Annotated in this window: 13 protein-coding genes; 9 read left to right on the top strand and 4 right to left on the bottom strand. The window is 71.4% G+C overall.

Going from position 1 to position 14,436, the window contains the following annotated elements; all coding sequences use genetic code 11:
* The first annotated feature begins 100 nt into the window (after positions 1 to 100).
* Both SK571_RS22920 and SK571_RS22915 read left to right on the top strand, forming a co-directional pair.
* Positions 101 to 394, top strand: a complete 294-nt coding sequence (locus SK571_RS22920) for a hypothetical protein (protein ID WP_319986134.1) — start codon at positions 101 to 103, stop codon at positions 392 to 394.
* A complete protein-coding gene (locus SK571_RS22915; protein WP_319986133.1) occupies positions 387 to 701 on the top strand; it encodes a DUF4387 domain-containing protein in 315 nt (104 codons plus the stop codon). The genes SK571_RS22920 and SK571_RS22915 overlap by 8 nt, the downstream gene beginning before the upstream one ends.
* A gap of 1 nt (position 702) precedes the next feature.
* Here SK571_RS22915 and SK571_RS22910 read toward each other — a convergent pair whose 3' ends face one another.
* Positions 703 to 2,721: a 2Fe-2S iron-sulfur cluster-binding protein gene (locus SK571_RS22910; protein WP_319986132.1), complete on the bottom strand. Its 2,019-nt coding sequence runs from the start codon at positions 2,719 to 2,721 to the stop codon at positions 703 to 705.
* Between the two features lie 66 nt (positions 2,722 to 2,787).
* On the opposite strand from SK571_RS22910, the gene SK571_RS22905 reads away from it, so the two are divergent.
* Positions 2,788 to 3,411 (top strand): TetR/AcrR family transcriptional regulator, encoded by a 624-nt coding sequence (locus SK571_RS22905; RefSeq protein ID WP_319986131.1) that lies wholly within the window; start codon positions 2,788 to 2,790, stop codon positions 3,409 to 3,411.
* A 69-nt stretch (positions 3,412 to 3,480) separates the two neighbouring features.
* The gene (locus SK571_RS22900; RefSeq protein WP_319986130.1) at positions 3,481 to 4,764 is read left to right on the top strand and encodes a cation:proton antiporter; all 1,284 of its coding nucleotides are present in this window, start codon (positions 3,481 to 3,483) and stop codon (positions 4,762 to 4,764) included.
* A 3-nt stretch (positions 4,765 to 4,767) separates the two neighbouring features.
* Here the strand turns inward: SK571_RS22900 and SK571_RS22895 are convergent, their stop codons facing one another.
* Both SK571_RS22895 and SK571_RS22890 read right to left on the bottom strand, forming a co-directional pair.
* A complete protein-coding gene (locus SK571_RS22895) occupies positions 4,768 to 6,021 on the bottom strand; it encodes a GAF domain-containing protein (RefSeq protein ID WP_319986129.1) in 1,254 nt (417 codons plus the stop codon).
* A gap of 85 nt (positions 6,022 to 6,106) precedes the next feature.
* Positions 6,107 to 7,249: a carboxylate-amine ligase gene (locus SK571_RS22890; protein WP_319986128.1), complete on the bottom strand. Its 1,143-nt coding sequence runs from the start codon at positions 7,247 to 7,249 to the stop codon at positions 6,107 to 6,109.
* Positions 7,250 to 7,478: 229 nt separating this feature from the next.
* Between SK571_RS22890 and SK571_RS22885 the strand changes: the two genes are divergently transcribed.
* Together SK571_RS22885 and SK571_RS22880 are read left to right on the top strand one after the other, a co-directional pair.
* Positions 7,479 to 8,915, top strand: coding sequence for an FAD-dependent monooxygenase (locus SK571_RS22885; RefSeq protein WP_319986127.1), 1,437 nt, complete (start codon positions 7,479 to 7,481; stop codon positions 8,913 to 8,915).
* Between the two features lie 591 nt (positions 8,916 to 9,506).
* Positions 9,507 to 10,271, top strand: a complete 765-nt coding sequence (locus SK571_RS22880) for a GAF and ANTAR domain-containing protein (protein ID WP_319986126.1) — start codon at positions 9,507 to 9,509, stop codon at positions 10,269 to 10,271.
* 38 nt (positions 10,272 to 10,309) lie between these two features.
* On the opposite strand, the gene SK571_RS22875 is transcribed toward SK571_RS22880, so the two are convergent.
* Complete coding sequence (locus SK571_RS22875) at positions 10,310 to 11,299, bottom strand: hypothetical protein (RefSeq protein ID WP_319986125.1); 990 nt, start codon at positions 11,297 to 11,299, stop codon at positions 10,310 to 10,312.
* Positions 11,300 to 11,364: 65 nt separating this feature from the next.
* Between SK571_RS22875 and SK571_RS22870 the strand changes: the two genes are divergently transcribed.
* The 3 genes from SK571_RS22870 to SK571_RS22860 are packed head-to-tail and all read left to right on the top strand — an operon-like array spanning position 11,365 to position 14,371.
* On the top strand, positions 11,365 to 11,835 hold the full coding sequence (locus tag SK571_RS22870; RefSeq protein ID WP_319986124.1) for a (2Fe-2S)-binding protein: 471 nt from the start codon (positions 11,365 to 11,367) through the stop codon (positions 11,833 to 11,835).
* Positions 11,832 to 13,859, top strand: coding sequence for a xanthine dehydrogenase family protein molybdopterin-binding subunit (locus SK571_RS22865; protein ID WP_319986123.1), 2,028 nt, complete (start codon positions 11,832 to 11,834; stop codon positions 13,857 to 13,859). The genes SK571_RS22870 and SK571_RS22865 overlap by 4 nt, the downstream gene beginning before the upstream one ends.
* Before the next feature lie 26 nt (positions 13,860 to 13,885).
* Positions 13,886 to 14,371 carry a MarR family winged helix-turn-helix transcriptional regulator gene (locus tag SK571_RS22860; protein WP_319986122.1) on the top strand — a complete coding sequence of 162 codons (486 nt, stop codon included), beginning with the start codon at positions 13,886 to 13,888 and terminating at the stop codon, positions 14,369 to 14,371.
* Positions 14,372 to 14,436: the final 65 nt, after the last annotated feature.

Below are 14,436 nucleotides of genomic sequence, written 5' to 3'. Positions count from 1 at the left end.
CGACCTGTTCGTCGAGGTCTTCACCGGGCGCGTCGCGCAGACCCTCGGCCTGGACGGCACCGAGTACTCGTTCGACCTGCGCCGTTACGGCTACGACGCCGTGCTGGGCAAGCTGGACCCGGCGAGCCGGCCGCCCCGCGAGATCGGCGTCATGCTCCTGGTCCGCGCCGCGCCCCAGGGACTCGCGACCGCCGTGGCCAAGGTCGCCAACCCCCTGATGCTGCACCTGCCGACGCCGGACATGGCCTACCTCCCCAGCCTGGCGTTCGCGACCTCACCCGCCGAGACCGAGCGCGGCCCCGTCTACGAGTTCGTGCTCAACCACGTCGTCGACACCCGCTCCCCCACCGAGATGTTCCGCATCGAGCACCGGAAGGCCCCCGCCCATGACTGAGTCCCCGCAGACGTTCGGAGACCTCGCGCTCGAGGTCCGTTCCAAGAACGCCGGGCCGTTCTGGGTGACGATGGAGGTGTTCCTGCGCGACGAGGCGGGCTATGCGCGGGCGTCGGTGCTCAGCGAGGAGACCATCGCCTGGCTGTACGACGTGCGCGCCGAGGACGTGCAGATCTTCCGGATCCTGGCGCTGAACGTCGTGAAGATCTCGTTCCCCCGGCCCGTCGCCCAGGGCGGGTTGCTCGATCGCGACGTCCACGCGGGGCAGCACCACGTTCCCCTGGCCTCGCTGCCGGTACCGGGCTGAGTCAGATCTCCAGGGTCACGTCGGTCAACGGCGCGCTGGTGCAGGTAAGGACCTGGCCGTCTTCTCCCTGCCGGGAGACCTTGCCCGCGAGGAGCTTCGCCACGCACTCCTGGCAGCTGCCCACCGTGCAGGAGTAGGGCATCGGCAGCCCGGCGGCGAGAGCGGCGTCGAGCAACGTCTGGCCCGGTTCCACCACCGCCGTGCCGACCGGATTCCCGTCGCGCTGGACGAGCATCCGTTGCGGCGTAACGGACCCCGCTGCCATCGACGCGTTGGTGTAGCTCTCGGCGTGCACGCGGTCACCGGGGACGCCCAGCTCGTCCAGCGCCTGCCGCGCGGTGTCCATCAGGGGTTCCGGACCGCAGAGGTAGAACCGCGCGCTGGGCGACAGCGTGAGGTCGGCTGCCCACTTGCGGACCCGTGGGACGTCGAGCCGTCCGTCGTGTGCCGTCAGCACGTGCGTGACGGCGAGCCGGTCGGGGTGCTGCTCCACCAGCCTCACGAGGTCGGCGGCGAAGATGGTCTCTTCCGCGGTCCTGTTGCTGTAGAGCAGGAAGATGCGGTCACCCGGCTCGGCGAGCAGCGTGCGGATGATGCTCATCATCGGCGTCACGCCGCTGCCTGCCGCGAGCAGCACCACCTCGTGGCCGGGTTCCGCGTGGAAAGTGCCCGACGGACCGCGCACGAACAGCCGGTCGCCGGCGACGAGCGTGCGGACGTGGCGGGAGAACCGGCCCACCTGCTTGATCGTGATCTCCAGCCGCCGGGACCCCGGCGCCGACGAAGCCGAGTAGGGCCTGCGCACCCGGGCACCGCCGACGTCGGCGACGAGCGTGAAGAACTGGCCGGGCCGGAAGTCGAACGGCTGGTCGTCCTCCAGCACCAGCGTCACGGCACTCGGCGTCTCGTGGCGCACCTCGGCGACGCGCACCTCCCGCAGCGGATCCTCGGTCGCGGCAGAGGGCCGGACGGCCGCGACCTCGTACCCCTCCTTGCGCAGACCCGAGCGGTAGGCGACGTTGATAATCGCCCGCATCCAGCGCGCGGGGATCCGGCCCGCGATCTTCAACAAGAAGCCGCGAGGTCCGCCGCTCGCGGAGTTCGCGGCCAGGTGCCGGCTCGCCAACGCCATCAGGTCGGGCACGTCGTCAGGGGTGGCCGAGGTCCACAACCGGGCTCGCGTAACCGCGTCGTTCGCACTCAGCACGGCGTCTTCGACGTCCACGAGCAACGCGGCGTGCGGCGGCACTCCGCGCAGCGCCAGCGGTTCCAGCAAGCCTGGGTCCACGGTGATCACCGCCCGGCCCCGGACGTGCAGGACGCCGGTGCGTCCCGGTACGAGCGCGGCGAACGAGAGCCGGTCGTCCTCCAGCAGGTTGCGCAGCGTGTCGGCACGCTTGTTGCCGCGCCGGTCGGCGATCAGGAGCGTGCGGCCGTCCACGATCCGTGCGACCGTCGGCTGGTCTCCGCGCGGACTGGTGTCACTGCCACCCCTGGAGTCCCATGTGGACAGAACCAGGAACGGCGCGGCGGCCAGGAAGTCCGCGACACCGGGCAGCGCGAGCGGACCGTCGCCGACCTCGGGCGCGGCCGGCGTGTCACCGGGCGGTTGCCACAGCCCGGAACGCAGGACCGACTGGGCGCAGTGGACGTACACCTCGCCCACGTCGAAGCCGCCGCCGCGCGCGACGCCGTTGACCCGCAAGGTCTCCCCGACTCCCGGCAGCAGGAAGACCAGCGACGCCGGACCGTCGGCGGCCTCGCACAGGGGGAACGAGATCCGCCCTGGCGAGTGCACCCGTGCGAAACCCGGTGTGCCGCCCACGAACGTCGTCCTGCTCGCTCCGTCCGCGCCCCGGTACCCGAACCCGGCGATCGGGCTGCGCGCGAGCAGGTCCGCACATCCCTCGTCGAGCGCGCCGACCTGCTTGCGCATGATCATCGACGCCGGCCGCCCGACCACGACCTCGACCTCCGCTACCGTGCCCAGCCGTGCGGGAGGATTGTTTTCCCAGCTCATGACACTATTATGAGCTTTTGCTCAGGTCCTGGATACTCGCTTTCGGACAGCTGCAGAGAGGGCGTCATGCCGTCCGCCAACCGCGACATCGACCCACGTCGCAAGCCCCGGCAGGTGCGCGCGGAACTCACCCGCGACCGCATCCTGACCGCGGCTGCTCACGTTTTCTCCGAGCACGGCTACGCCGCGGGCACCACGAACCGCATCGCCGCACGGGCCCGCGTCTCGATCGGCTCGCTGTACCAGTACTTCCCCAACAAGGACGCCGTCCTGGCCGAGCTGATGGTCCGCCACATCGACCGCGGCTCCTGGACCGACGCCGACCGGCTGGACCTCTCACCGGGCACCCTGGAGTCCGTCGTACGGGCGCTGGTGCGCGACGCGATCGACAACCACCGCGACGACCCCCGGCTGCTGCGGATCATGATCGAGGAGGGCCAGCTCTCCGCGGAGCTGCGCGAGACGATCACGCGGCACGGCGAGCAGCGCGTCGCCCAGGTCCGCGACGTGTTCGCGCGGCACCCCGACGTCGACGTGCGCGACCTGGACGCCGCGGTCGACCTCGTCGTGTTCACGGTGGAGCTGAACACGCACCGGCTGGCCGCGTTCCCGCAGCCGGTCGCGATGGAGACGTTCGAGAACGAACTCGTGGACATGGTGACCCGGTACCTGCGCGGCCCCGTCCACTGAGGCCTCGGTTTGCCCTGTGGGCTGACGGGTACCTGTTCAGACCTCCAACGGTTCAAGGAAAGGCAGACGGTGGATCCAGGACCGCTGCTGTACGCCGGCGCGGGCCTGGCGACGCTCGCCGCCGCACTGCTCCCCCGGTTGCTCGACCGCGCGCCGATCTCCATGCCGATGCTCTTCCTCGGCGCGGGCGCCCTGACGTTCACGGTGGCCGGTTCCCTGCCCGATCCGGATCCCGTCGCGCACAGCGGCGTGCTCCTGCACCTGACCGAGATCTGCGTGATCATCTCCCTGATGGGCGCGGGCCTCGCGCTGAACCGCCAGGTCGGTCTGCGCGGCTGGGCGAGCACCTGGCGGCTGCTCGCCATCACCATGCCCCTGTCCATGCTCGCCGTGGCCCTGCTCGGCTGGGGGGCGCTGGGCTTCGGCGTCGGGGCGTCGGTCCTGCTCGCGGCCGTGCTCGCGCCCACCGACCCGGTGCTGGCCAGCGAGGTGCAGGTCGCCGAACCCGCCGAGCACCCGGATTCCGACGAGGACGAGGCCAGGTTCGCGCTCACCTCGGAGGCGGGGCTCAACGACGGGCTGGCGTTCCCGTTCACCTACGCCGCCATCGCGATCAGCGTGGCCGGGGCGGCGCCGTCGCAGTGGCTCGGGCACTGGCTCGCGGTGGACGTGCTCTGGCGGCTCGCGTCCGCGATCGCCATCGGCCTGCTCATCGGCTGGGCGCTGGGCAAGCTGTTCTTCTCCGCACCCTCGGAGAAGTTCCGCCTGGCCGAGCACGCGGAGGGCTTCGTGGCGCTCGCGGCGGCGTTCCTCGCCTACGGGATCACCGAACTCGTGGAGGGGTACGGGTTCATCGCGGTGTTCGTGTGCGCGTGCGCGATCCGGGCGGGCGAACGCCGGCACGGCTACCACCAGGTCCTGCACCGCTACATCGAGCAGGCCGAGCGGATGCTCACCGTGCTGATCGTCTTCCTGCTCGGCGGTGCCGCCGCCACCGGACTGCTGGCGGGCATCGGCTGGCGGCAGGTCCTCGTCGCTGCGGCGGTGCTGCTGCTCGTGCGGCCGCTCGCGGGATGGATCGGCCTGCTGGGCGGCAAAACCGGTCCACGCGAACGGACGGTCATCGCGTTCTTCGGGGTGCGCGGCGTCGGCTCGCTGTTCTACCTCGTGTACGCCCTGCAGAACGGCGAGTTCGCCGAGCAGACCGCGCTGTGGCAGATCGTCGGGCTCGTCGTGATCGGCTCGATCCTCCTGCACGGGCTCTCCGCGTCCCCGGTGATGTGGCTGCTGGACCGGAAACGACGGCAGAAGGCACAGGCGCGGCACGAGGAGACCTCGGACACGCACGTGTGAGGTTCAGCGGTTCAGGTACGCGGCCAGCCCGCCGAGTTCCTCGCTCGCGATGAAGACCGAGCGCACGTGGATGAGGATCTCCTCGACGTGTGCGGCGCAGCCCCACGCCGAGTCGCCCCACGAGTCGGCGACCTTGATCTCGGCGGGCAGGGCGCACCCGGTCCTGCCGCCCAGCTGGCAGAACTCGGGATGCGGTGTCTTGGCCTGCACGGCCGCGGCGACGCGCATCTGGGCGGTCAGTTCCGCGGCGGCTTCCGCGCGCTGCTCGGCTTCGGCGCGCAGTTCCCGCTCCGCGCGCACCGCCTCGGCCAGCGCCGCGCGGGCGGATTCGGCCTGTGCCTCGGCGGCCTGCCGCGCCACCTCGTTGTGGTGGCGCTCGATGGCCAGGGCCGCGGTGCCGGCGAAGACCCGGATGAGGGCGAAGTCGTTCTCCTGCGGGACACGCGCGGTCCGGTGGTACATCGCGAAGGTGCCCAGCAGGCTGCCGTCGCGGGCGAGGATCAGCGTCGACCAGCAGGAGCCCAGTCCGGCCTGCTCCGCCAGATCGCGGAAGTCGTCCCAGAACGGGTCGGTGGCGATGTCGGTGACGATGACCGGTTCACGCCGGTGGGCGGCCGTTCCGCAGGAGCCGACACCTTCTCCGGTGGCGATGCCGTCGATGGCCTCGTTGTAGAAGTCCGGCAGGCTGGGCGCGGCACCGTGCCGCAGGTGCAGACCGTCGGGCTCGGCGAGCAGGACGGACACGAACAGCTCCTCCGGCGCCAGCTCCTCGATGCACCGGGCCATCCCGTCGAGCACCTCGGTCAGCGGCGCCTGACGGGCGATCTGCTCGAGCAGCGCACGATGCTCGGCCATCAACCGCTGGGCGTGCTTGACCTGGGTGGTCTCCACGCCGATCACCCGGACCCCGAGCACGCCGCCGCGGTCGTCCCGGCGCGGCTCGCAGGTGAGGTCGAAGAACACCTCGCGCGCGTCCGGGCCGCTGCCCACCACGACCCGCACGTCACGGCGGACGCGCGGTTCGCTCGTCCGGTACACCTCGTCCAGCAGGTCGGCCAGGCCCGCACCGCCCTCGCCGAAGGTGGTGAGGAAGGCCGGATCGGCCGTCTCCACCACGTGGTCCGGGCCTCTGAACGTCGCGAACACCGCGGTGGACTGCCCGAACAGAGCGCGCAGGTCCCCGTCCGTGCCCGCCGCGTCCGCGGTCTGCTCCTGCATGCCGAACGCCCTCATGGCCGCCCTCTCGCCATGCGCCACAGGCTCACTGTTTGACCTCGGACGCGGTCTTTTCCACTCGGACCATCATGATCACCGAAGATCGTACGCACCACCGGACGGCGGCTCAGGAGGCAGCCGTGTCCCAGGGTGCGGCGCGGTCGGCGTTGTCGATGTCGAGCATGCCCAGCAACGATCCCACCTGCCCCGTCCGGAACGCCTGGCGCTGGCGGTCGGCACCCGTTCCCGGGCCGTCCAGCAGACGCAGACCTCGTTGCACCGCAGGCAGATCACCATTGGCCTCGAACACCGGGGTCAACCGGGTCACCAGGTCGTCGAGCTGACGCCGCAGCGGCCTCGGCTCACCGGAGAGCACGTCCAGCGTGCTGCCGCGCAGGCCTTCGTTGGCCGCGCCCCAGCACGCCTGGCGCAACGTCTCCTGGGGAACCGGCTCCGGCTGCACACCGCGTTCGACGTCGACGACCGCCTGGGCGACCAGCGCCCGGACGAGCGCCGCCAGCAGCACCGCCTCGTCCACGGTCGCCGCGACGTCCGAGACCCGCACCTCGACGGTCGGCAGCTCGGTGGCGGGCCGCACGTCCCAGTAGATCATCGCCCGGTCGAGGGCGGTGCCCGCCTTGATCATGGTGTCGCAGACTTCCTCGTAGTGCTGCCACGAGGTGAAGACCGGCGGCGGCCCGGACACGGGCCAGCGCGACCACACCGTCGAACGCCAGCTCGCGAAACCGGTGTCCTCGCCACCGGAGAACGGCGAGTTCGCGGTCACCGCGGACAGCACGGGCAGCCACGGGCGCACGTGGTTGCACACCTGGACCGCGGTCTCCCGGTCGGGCACGGCGACGTGGACGTGGCAGCCGCAGATGAGCTGTTGTTCGGCCAGGGCACCGAACTCGCGCGCGATCCGCCGGTACCGCAGGCTGTCCGTCACCTCTCCAGTCGCATCGCCCAGCGGAGGTGCCCCGACGGCGATGGCCCGGCACCCCACCGTGCGCGCGGCCCGTGCGACCGAGCGGCGAGCCTCGATCAGTTCACGCCGAGCCTGCTCCGCGTCGCGGCACACCGTCGTGTTGATCTCGACCTGGGCGCCGGTGAGCTCGCGTTCCAGTTCGAGGCCGAGCTCCTCGCGCGCGACCGCGACGACCTCGTCCGCCCGGTTCACCGGAACCCCGGTCTCCGGGTCCACCAGGAGGAACTCCTCCTCCACACCGACCGTGGGACACCACATGTCCTTCGATGGCGGTCTCGCCACGTCACACCGTCCTGCTGATAGGGGACCGGCGAATACCCTTTCGTGTCAGGAAGAAAACGTCAGGGCCGGCCGCCGGCCGACAGGGTCAGCCCGATCGGCCGTCTGGCCGCACAGACAGCGGAAAGCAGTAGGCAAACCGCATTTCCACTCGGGTATTTCGGTTGCGGCACTCCCCCCACCGCGCCCAGACTGAGCGGCTGATACCGGGGCCTGCGAAAATGGGTGGTTCATGTTCGATGTCGTCATCGCCGGATGCGGGCCGACCGGCGCGATGCTGGCCGCCGAACTCCGGCTGCACGACGTGCGAGTGCTCGTCCTGGAGAGGGAACCCGAGCCCGCTTCGTCGTTCGCCCGAATAGTCAGCCTGCACATCCGCAGTCTTGAGATACTGGCGATGCGCGGCCTGCTGGACCGTTTCCTGGAACGCGGCAGGCAACGTCCGGTCGGAGGTTCCTTCGCCGGCATCCCGAAACCCACGCCGGAGGGCTTGGACTCCGGCTTCACGTCGCTGCTGGGCATCCCGCAGCCGGTCGTCGAAGGTCTGCTCCGAGATCACGCGATCGCACTGGGCGCGCAGGTCCGGCCCGGTTGCGCGGTGACGGGGCTCGAACAGGACGACGAGGGCGTGACGGTCGAACTGGCCGGCGGCGAGAGGCTGCGGTCGCGTTACCTGGCCGGCTGCGACGGCGCGCGCAGCACCGTGCGCAAACTCCTCGGCGTCGGATTCCCCGGCGAACCCTCCCGCAACGACACGCTGATGGGTGAAATGGCGGCGGCCGTGCCGCAGGAGGAGATCGCCGCCAAGGTCGCCGAAATCCGCGAGACCGACAGGGTGTTCATTTTCAGCCCTTTCGGCGAAGGAACCTATCGCGTCGTGATTCCGGTCGCGGGAGTAAGCGAGCACCGCGCGGAACCGCCCACCCTCGACGATTTCGCACAACAGCTGAAGGCGATCGCCGGAACTGATTTCGGCGTGCACTCCCCCCGCTGGTTGTCCCGTTTCGGTGACGCCACCCGGCTGGCCGAGCGCTATCGGACCGGACGGGTGCTGCTCGCCGGCGACGCCGCGCACATCCACCCGCCCGCAGGCGGCCAGGGCCTGAACCTCGGCGTCCAGGACGCGGTCAACCTCGGCTGGAAGCTCGCCGCGCAGGTCCACGGCTGGGCACCCGGCACGTTGCTGGACACCTACCACGCCGAACGTCATCCGGTCGCCGCGGACGTGCTCGACAACACCCGCGCCCAGGTGGCGCTGGCATCCGGCGAACCGGGTGCACGGGCCGTGCGCAGGCTGCTCACCGAACTGATGGACATCAACGAGGTCAACCGGCGGCTGATCGAGAAGATCACCGCGATCGGCGTCCGCTACGACTTCAGCCCCGGACCCGACCTGCTCGGCCGCCGCCTGCGCGACACCACCCTGGCGCAGGGCCACCTCTACGACCACCTGCACGGGGGCCGCGGCCTGGTGCTCGACCGCACCGGACGCCTGACCGCCGACGGCTGGACGGACCGGGTCGGTCTCGTCACAGACGCCACTGCCGCGCTGGACGTCCCGGCGCTGCTGCTCCGTCCCGACGGCCACGTCGCCTGGATCGGCGAGCACCAGCAGGATCTCGACGACCACCTCACGCGCTGGTTCGGCGACCCTGCCGCCAGGGCCTAGGCATCGGTCATCGCGGCCGCTGGGGCGTGTCCCGCAAGTCCCGTCCGCGACAGTCGCGGCCGAGGGCCCCGGAGGCGGCACCGCCGCAACGCCCGGTATGAGGCCGTCGCGGCGGCACCGCCTCCGGGACTCTCGACCGTGACTCTCATCGAACGGACTTACGGGACACGCCCCAGCCCAGCTGATGCGAAAAGCGCTTTCCGATCTCACGCTTCCGGCCACACCGAAGCGGTGTCCACAGTGGTCGTTGGTCTCGCCCCACAGCGGACCGGCCGTCCGGGCAGTTCACCGGCTCACACTGATCGCCACCAAGCGGTGTGGGCCTGACACCGGCGGGGTACTGACACATCGCCGAGCACGCGCGCGTGTTCGCACGGAGGACGCCCTCGGGCGGTCCGGCCGAGGCCGGCGCGGGAAGTTGAGACCTTGCAGCGACCCGTCGCCGGCCCCGGTTCCGGCACGGCGGTCGCGGGCCCACGCGTCACCGGTGGCCGTACGATGCACTGGACGCGCGTCGAGCAGCCGGCGGCGGGGACTCCACCAGCCGATGAAGGGGCGCTGCGCCATGGCCGACTACGTGCAGACGGATCGATGAGAGCGGTCGACGACGAACGCCCGGATCCGGTGTCACGCCTGGACGAGGCCACGGAGGCGTTGACCGAGCTGCGGGACGCGTTCACCGGCGAGGAATCGCTCGACGACGCGTTGCAGCGGGTCGCGGAGACCGCGGCCAGGGCCGTTCCCGACGCCGACGAGGTGACCGTGTCCGTGGTGACGGCGGACCAGCCGCACACCGCGGCGGCCACGGACCGGCGCCTGGTCGTGCTCGACACCGAGCAGTACGACTCCGGCCGCGGGCCCTGCCTGGAGGCCGCGCTCGAACTGAAGCCCGTGCGGGCGGTGATCGGTGAGCACAGCGAGCTGTGGCCGGAGTTCGAGGCCGCCGCCAAGGAGGCCGGTGTCCGCGCCTACCTGTCGGTGCCGGTCGTCCTGCCCGCCTCGGACGGCACCGGGGCGCGGCACATCGGGACGCTCAACATCTACAGCTACACCGCGGCGGCCTTCGACCCGTTCGACGAAGGGCTCATGCGGCTCTTCACGGCGGCCGCGTCCGCGACGATCACCAGCGCCCAGCGGTGGCGGCACTCTCAGGGCCGGGTCGGGCAGCTGGAGCAGGCGCTGGAGTCGCGGGCCGTGATCGAGCAGGCCAAGGGCGTGCTGATGGCGGTGCACACCTGCGGCGCGGACGAGGCGTTCAGGATGCTCGTGGACCGGTCGCAGCGCGCGAACATCAAGCTGCGCGACGTCGCGGCGACGTTGCTCGAGTCGGCCAGCCGGCCCGCGAAAGAGCGATGAGCCGCGGGAACGCCTGACGTTCGGGGTGGCTCTGTTCCTCATGATCGGCCGAGGCGGGCGAGCCTGATGCCCGCCCAGATCAACAGGGCGAGCACGGCCACCAGCAGGTACTCGATCAACGGGATGCGCACGACCTCGTCGATCCTGCCGAGGCCGCGCCAGGAGTAGACCGCGAGCGCGCCGGCCACGAACGTGCCCCCGATCCACCACCGTGCCGCCGCGCTGAGGCCGACGCCGTGCATCTGGGTGAGCACGAAGATCGCCACGAAGCCGAAGAAGAACATCGGCCACATACCGTCGGGGCCGGAGTTCATCACGGCGACCAACGTGCCGTGCACGGCCACGAGCAGTTCCAGGGTCAGCGTCCACCAGCGGTTCGTGTGGGATGTCGTGAACATCAGGCTGCTCTGCACCAGCAGCAGGAACATGTAGAAGAACCCGATGAGGTGCCCGCTGCTCGACTCCATCGGGTGGTACCAGAACGTGTAGATCGCGGCCCAGCTGAACAGGTAGCCGTGGTAGCGGCGCGCGAACCCGACGACCTGCTCGGAGATCGGCGCGGACCAGGTCAGCACCAGGCCCCGGCGGCGGTTCTCCATCAGCAGGACGACGACCAGCAGCAGGACGACGGAGCCCTGCGAGCTGAAGATCGAGACGTCCTGGGCGAGACCGTCGTAGAACACCTGGGTCTGCAGGGCGTGCAGGCCGATGAACGCGCCGTTCGCGGCGAGCGCGATGACGTTGATGCGGTGCAGGCCCGTGGTGTAGCGGCGGATCCGGGTCTGCGCGTAGTAGATCAGGCCCCAGGACACGAGTTGGTGCGCCGCGTAGCCCACCCAGGCGGACGCTCTGGTCCAGAAGGTCGGATCCGGCAGCTTCCAGTAGTACCAGGAGGCTCCCTGGTCGGGCAGCAGCGTGACTCCGTGCAGCCGTTGGCCCAGCAGCCACACCAGGCCGGTGAGCAGCACACTTGCCACGACTCCCCACACGAGGACACCGCGACCGGGCCGCCGCAATTCGTTCAGCATGCTGAGCATTATGCATTGCCCGGCGTGATACGTTCAGCGCGCTGAGCAAATCAGGAGGGATCGCGGTGGCCCGATATCTGTTGCGCGTCAACGGTGAACGGCACGAGGTCGACGTCGATGGCGACACTCCCCTGCTGTGGGTGTTGCGCGACGAGCTGGGGCTGACAGGGGTCAAGTACGGGTGCGGGGTCGGCCTGTGCGGTGCCTGCACGTCCCATGTGGACGGTGCGGCGGCGCGGCCCTGCGTGCGGACGGCGGCCGACAGCGCGCGGACCCGGATCACGACGATCGAGGGGTTGTCCCGCGACGGGGACCACCCGGTGCAGCGGGCGTGGCGGGAGCTCGACGTGGCGCAGTGCGGCTACTGCCAGCCGGGCCAGGTCATGGCCGCGGCGGCGCTGCTCGCCCGTGACCCCGACCCCGACGACGCGGCGATCGAGGAAGCCCTGCGCGACAACGTGTGCCGCTGCGGCAGCTATCCCCGCATCCGCGCCGCCGTGCGCCGCGCGAGCCGGATCATGCGGGAGGGCCTGTGATCAGCAGGCGGACGTTGTTGCGCGGTGCGGGAATCGGCGCGCTGGTCGTCGCGGTGCCGGTGCCCGCGCTCGCCGCGGAGGGGCTCGTGCCGAACGTCTTCGTGCGGCTGGACGACGCGGGCCGGATCACCGCGACCGTGCCCCGTCCGGACACCGGCCAGGGCGTGCGGACCGTGGTCGCGCTGATGGTGGCCGAGGAACTGGCGGTCGAGGCCGGCGACGTCGCGCTGGAGCAGGCACACGGTGACACCGAACGCTTCGGCTCGCAGGCCGTGGCGAACTCGACCTCGGTGCGGCAGCTCGCCACCCCGATCCGCACGGCGGCCGCGACCGCGCGCTGCCTGCTCGTCACCGCCGCCGCACGGCGCTGGCGCGTGCCGGTCGCCGAGTGCACGGCGAAGGACGGCGCGGTGTGCCATCCGCGCCGGGGGAAGCTCCCCTACCGGGCGCTGGTCCGGGCCGCGGCCGCACTCGATCCCGCCCCCGTGCCCGTCGAGCTCACGCCACCGGAGAAGTGGCGGCTGCTGGGCAGGACCCGCGGCGGACGCGTGGACGCCCGCGATGCCGTCACCGGCCGCACCAGGTACGGCATCGACTCCCGGCCACCCGGAGGCCTGGTCGCCGTGGTCGCCCGCCCGCCGTGGATCGGCGCGGTCCCCGACACGGTGGACGACACCGCGACCCGTGGCCTGCCGGGCGTGGTCGACGTCCTCACGCTCACCGCCCCGGCCGACGGACAGGGTGGCGTCGCGGTCATCGCCCGGTCGACCCACCAGGCGTTGCGGGGCCGCGACGCGCTGCGGATCACCTGGCGCGGCGGCGCACCCACCGCCGACAGCCGCGCGTGGCTCACGGATCTGCGCGCGGCGTTGCCCGCGCAGGTCCCGATCGACGGCGTTCAGCAGATCTACTCCATGCCGTTGCTCGCGCACGCGCCGATGGAACCGATGAACGCCACCGCGCACGTCCGTCCGGATGGCGTGACCATCTGGGCTCCCACGCAGGATCCCGGCGGACTGCGCACCCAGCTGGCCCGCCAGCTCGGCGTTCCCGCCACGTCCGTGCGGGTGGAGGCGACGGCGTCGGGAGGCGCGTTCGGACGGCGCATCGAACCCGACCCGGTGCTGGAGGCGGTGGCCTGCTCACGGCGTGCGGGCGCCCCGGTCCAGGTGCTGTGGACCAGGGCCGACGACATGCGCAACGACTCCTACCGGCCGATGTCGGTGCACCGGATGTCCGCGGAGATCGGTTCCGACGGCGTGCCCGTCCGGAGGGCCCACGAGGTCGTCACCTGGCCGTTGACCGTCCTGCCGTTCTTCGCCAACCCCGCCCTGATCAAGGCCAGCGGCGACCACTTCCCCTACACCGTGCCCGGCGACGTCTCCGTCATCGTGCGACCCGCGCCGCTGCGCACCGGGTTCTGGCGGTCCGTCTACGCGGGGCAGTTCGTCTACGCCGAGGAGAACTTCCTCAGCGAGATCGGCAGGAGGTCCGGCCTGGACCAGGTCGCACTGCGCCGTTCACTGCTGCCCGCCGGCTCGCGCCTGCACGAGGTGCTCGACACCGTCGCCGACCGCGCCCGCTGGACCAGGCCGCCCGCACCCGGCACTTCGCGCGGTGTCGCGTGCCTGGAGGAATACGGTTCCGCGATCGCGGTGATCGCCGTCGCCGAGCCGGCCTCACGCCGGGTGCTGCGCGTGCACGCGGCCGTCGACGTCGGCGTGGCGCTGCACCCGTCCGGTGTCCGCGCCCAGGTCGAGGGCTGCGTGGTCGACGCGCTGTCCACAGTGCTCGGTGCGCAGATCACCGTCCGGGAGGGCGCGGTGGCGGAGTCGTCGTTCGGCGACTACCGGTGGGCGCGGATCGGCCAGACACCGGACATCGACGTCACCATCGTGCAGTCGAACGCCCCGCTGGGTGGCCTCGGCGAGCTCGCCTACCCGCCCGCGGCCGCCGCCATCGCATCGGCGATCGCGGGCGACACGCCCGTGACCAGCATGCCGTTCGGGACCGCCGTGGGGTGATCGGGCGGGTCTGGGATGATGGGGCCGTGGCCGAGGGAGACGAGCTGGCGGTGGCCGACCGCCCGGACCAGGTGGGCGCGGACGTCGCCTCCTGGCCCACCGGCAGGCTCCTGTCCGTGGCGGCACGCGTCGTCGAGAAGCGCTTCGAGGACTTCCTGGCGACCCGCGGCCTCACCCACGCCGGCATGATCACCCTGCACCACCTGGCCGACGGCCCGCGCTCGCAACGCGAACTCGCCGTGCTCTGCCGCGTCACCGACCAGACCATGAGCCGCACGATCGACCACCTCGACCGAGGCGGCCACGTCGTGCGCAGCCAGGACACCAAGGACCGCCGCCGGACGTCGGTGAAGATCACTCCGGCGGGCCGCCGCGCCCTCGCCGCCGCCCGCCGCGAGGAACGCGAGTCCGACACGCTGCTCGGCGCCGTGGACGACTACGACCACTTCCGGCACCAGCTGATCGCGCTCATCGCGGCGGCGACGTCCACAGAGGACCAGCGCCCCCAGTAGTGCCGCCTGTCAGGCCGCGAGTGCGCGCCTGACAGGGCAGCCGCCCGTACCGAAGCCACCCGGTG

The organism is Lentzea kristufekii (genome assembly GCF_033949925.1).
Lineage (GTDB): Bacteria > Actinomycetota > Actinomycetes > Mycobacteriales > Pseudonocardiaceae > Lentzea > Lentzea kristufekii.
This window is presented reverse-complemented; position numbering and strand designations above follow the sequence as displayed.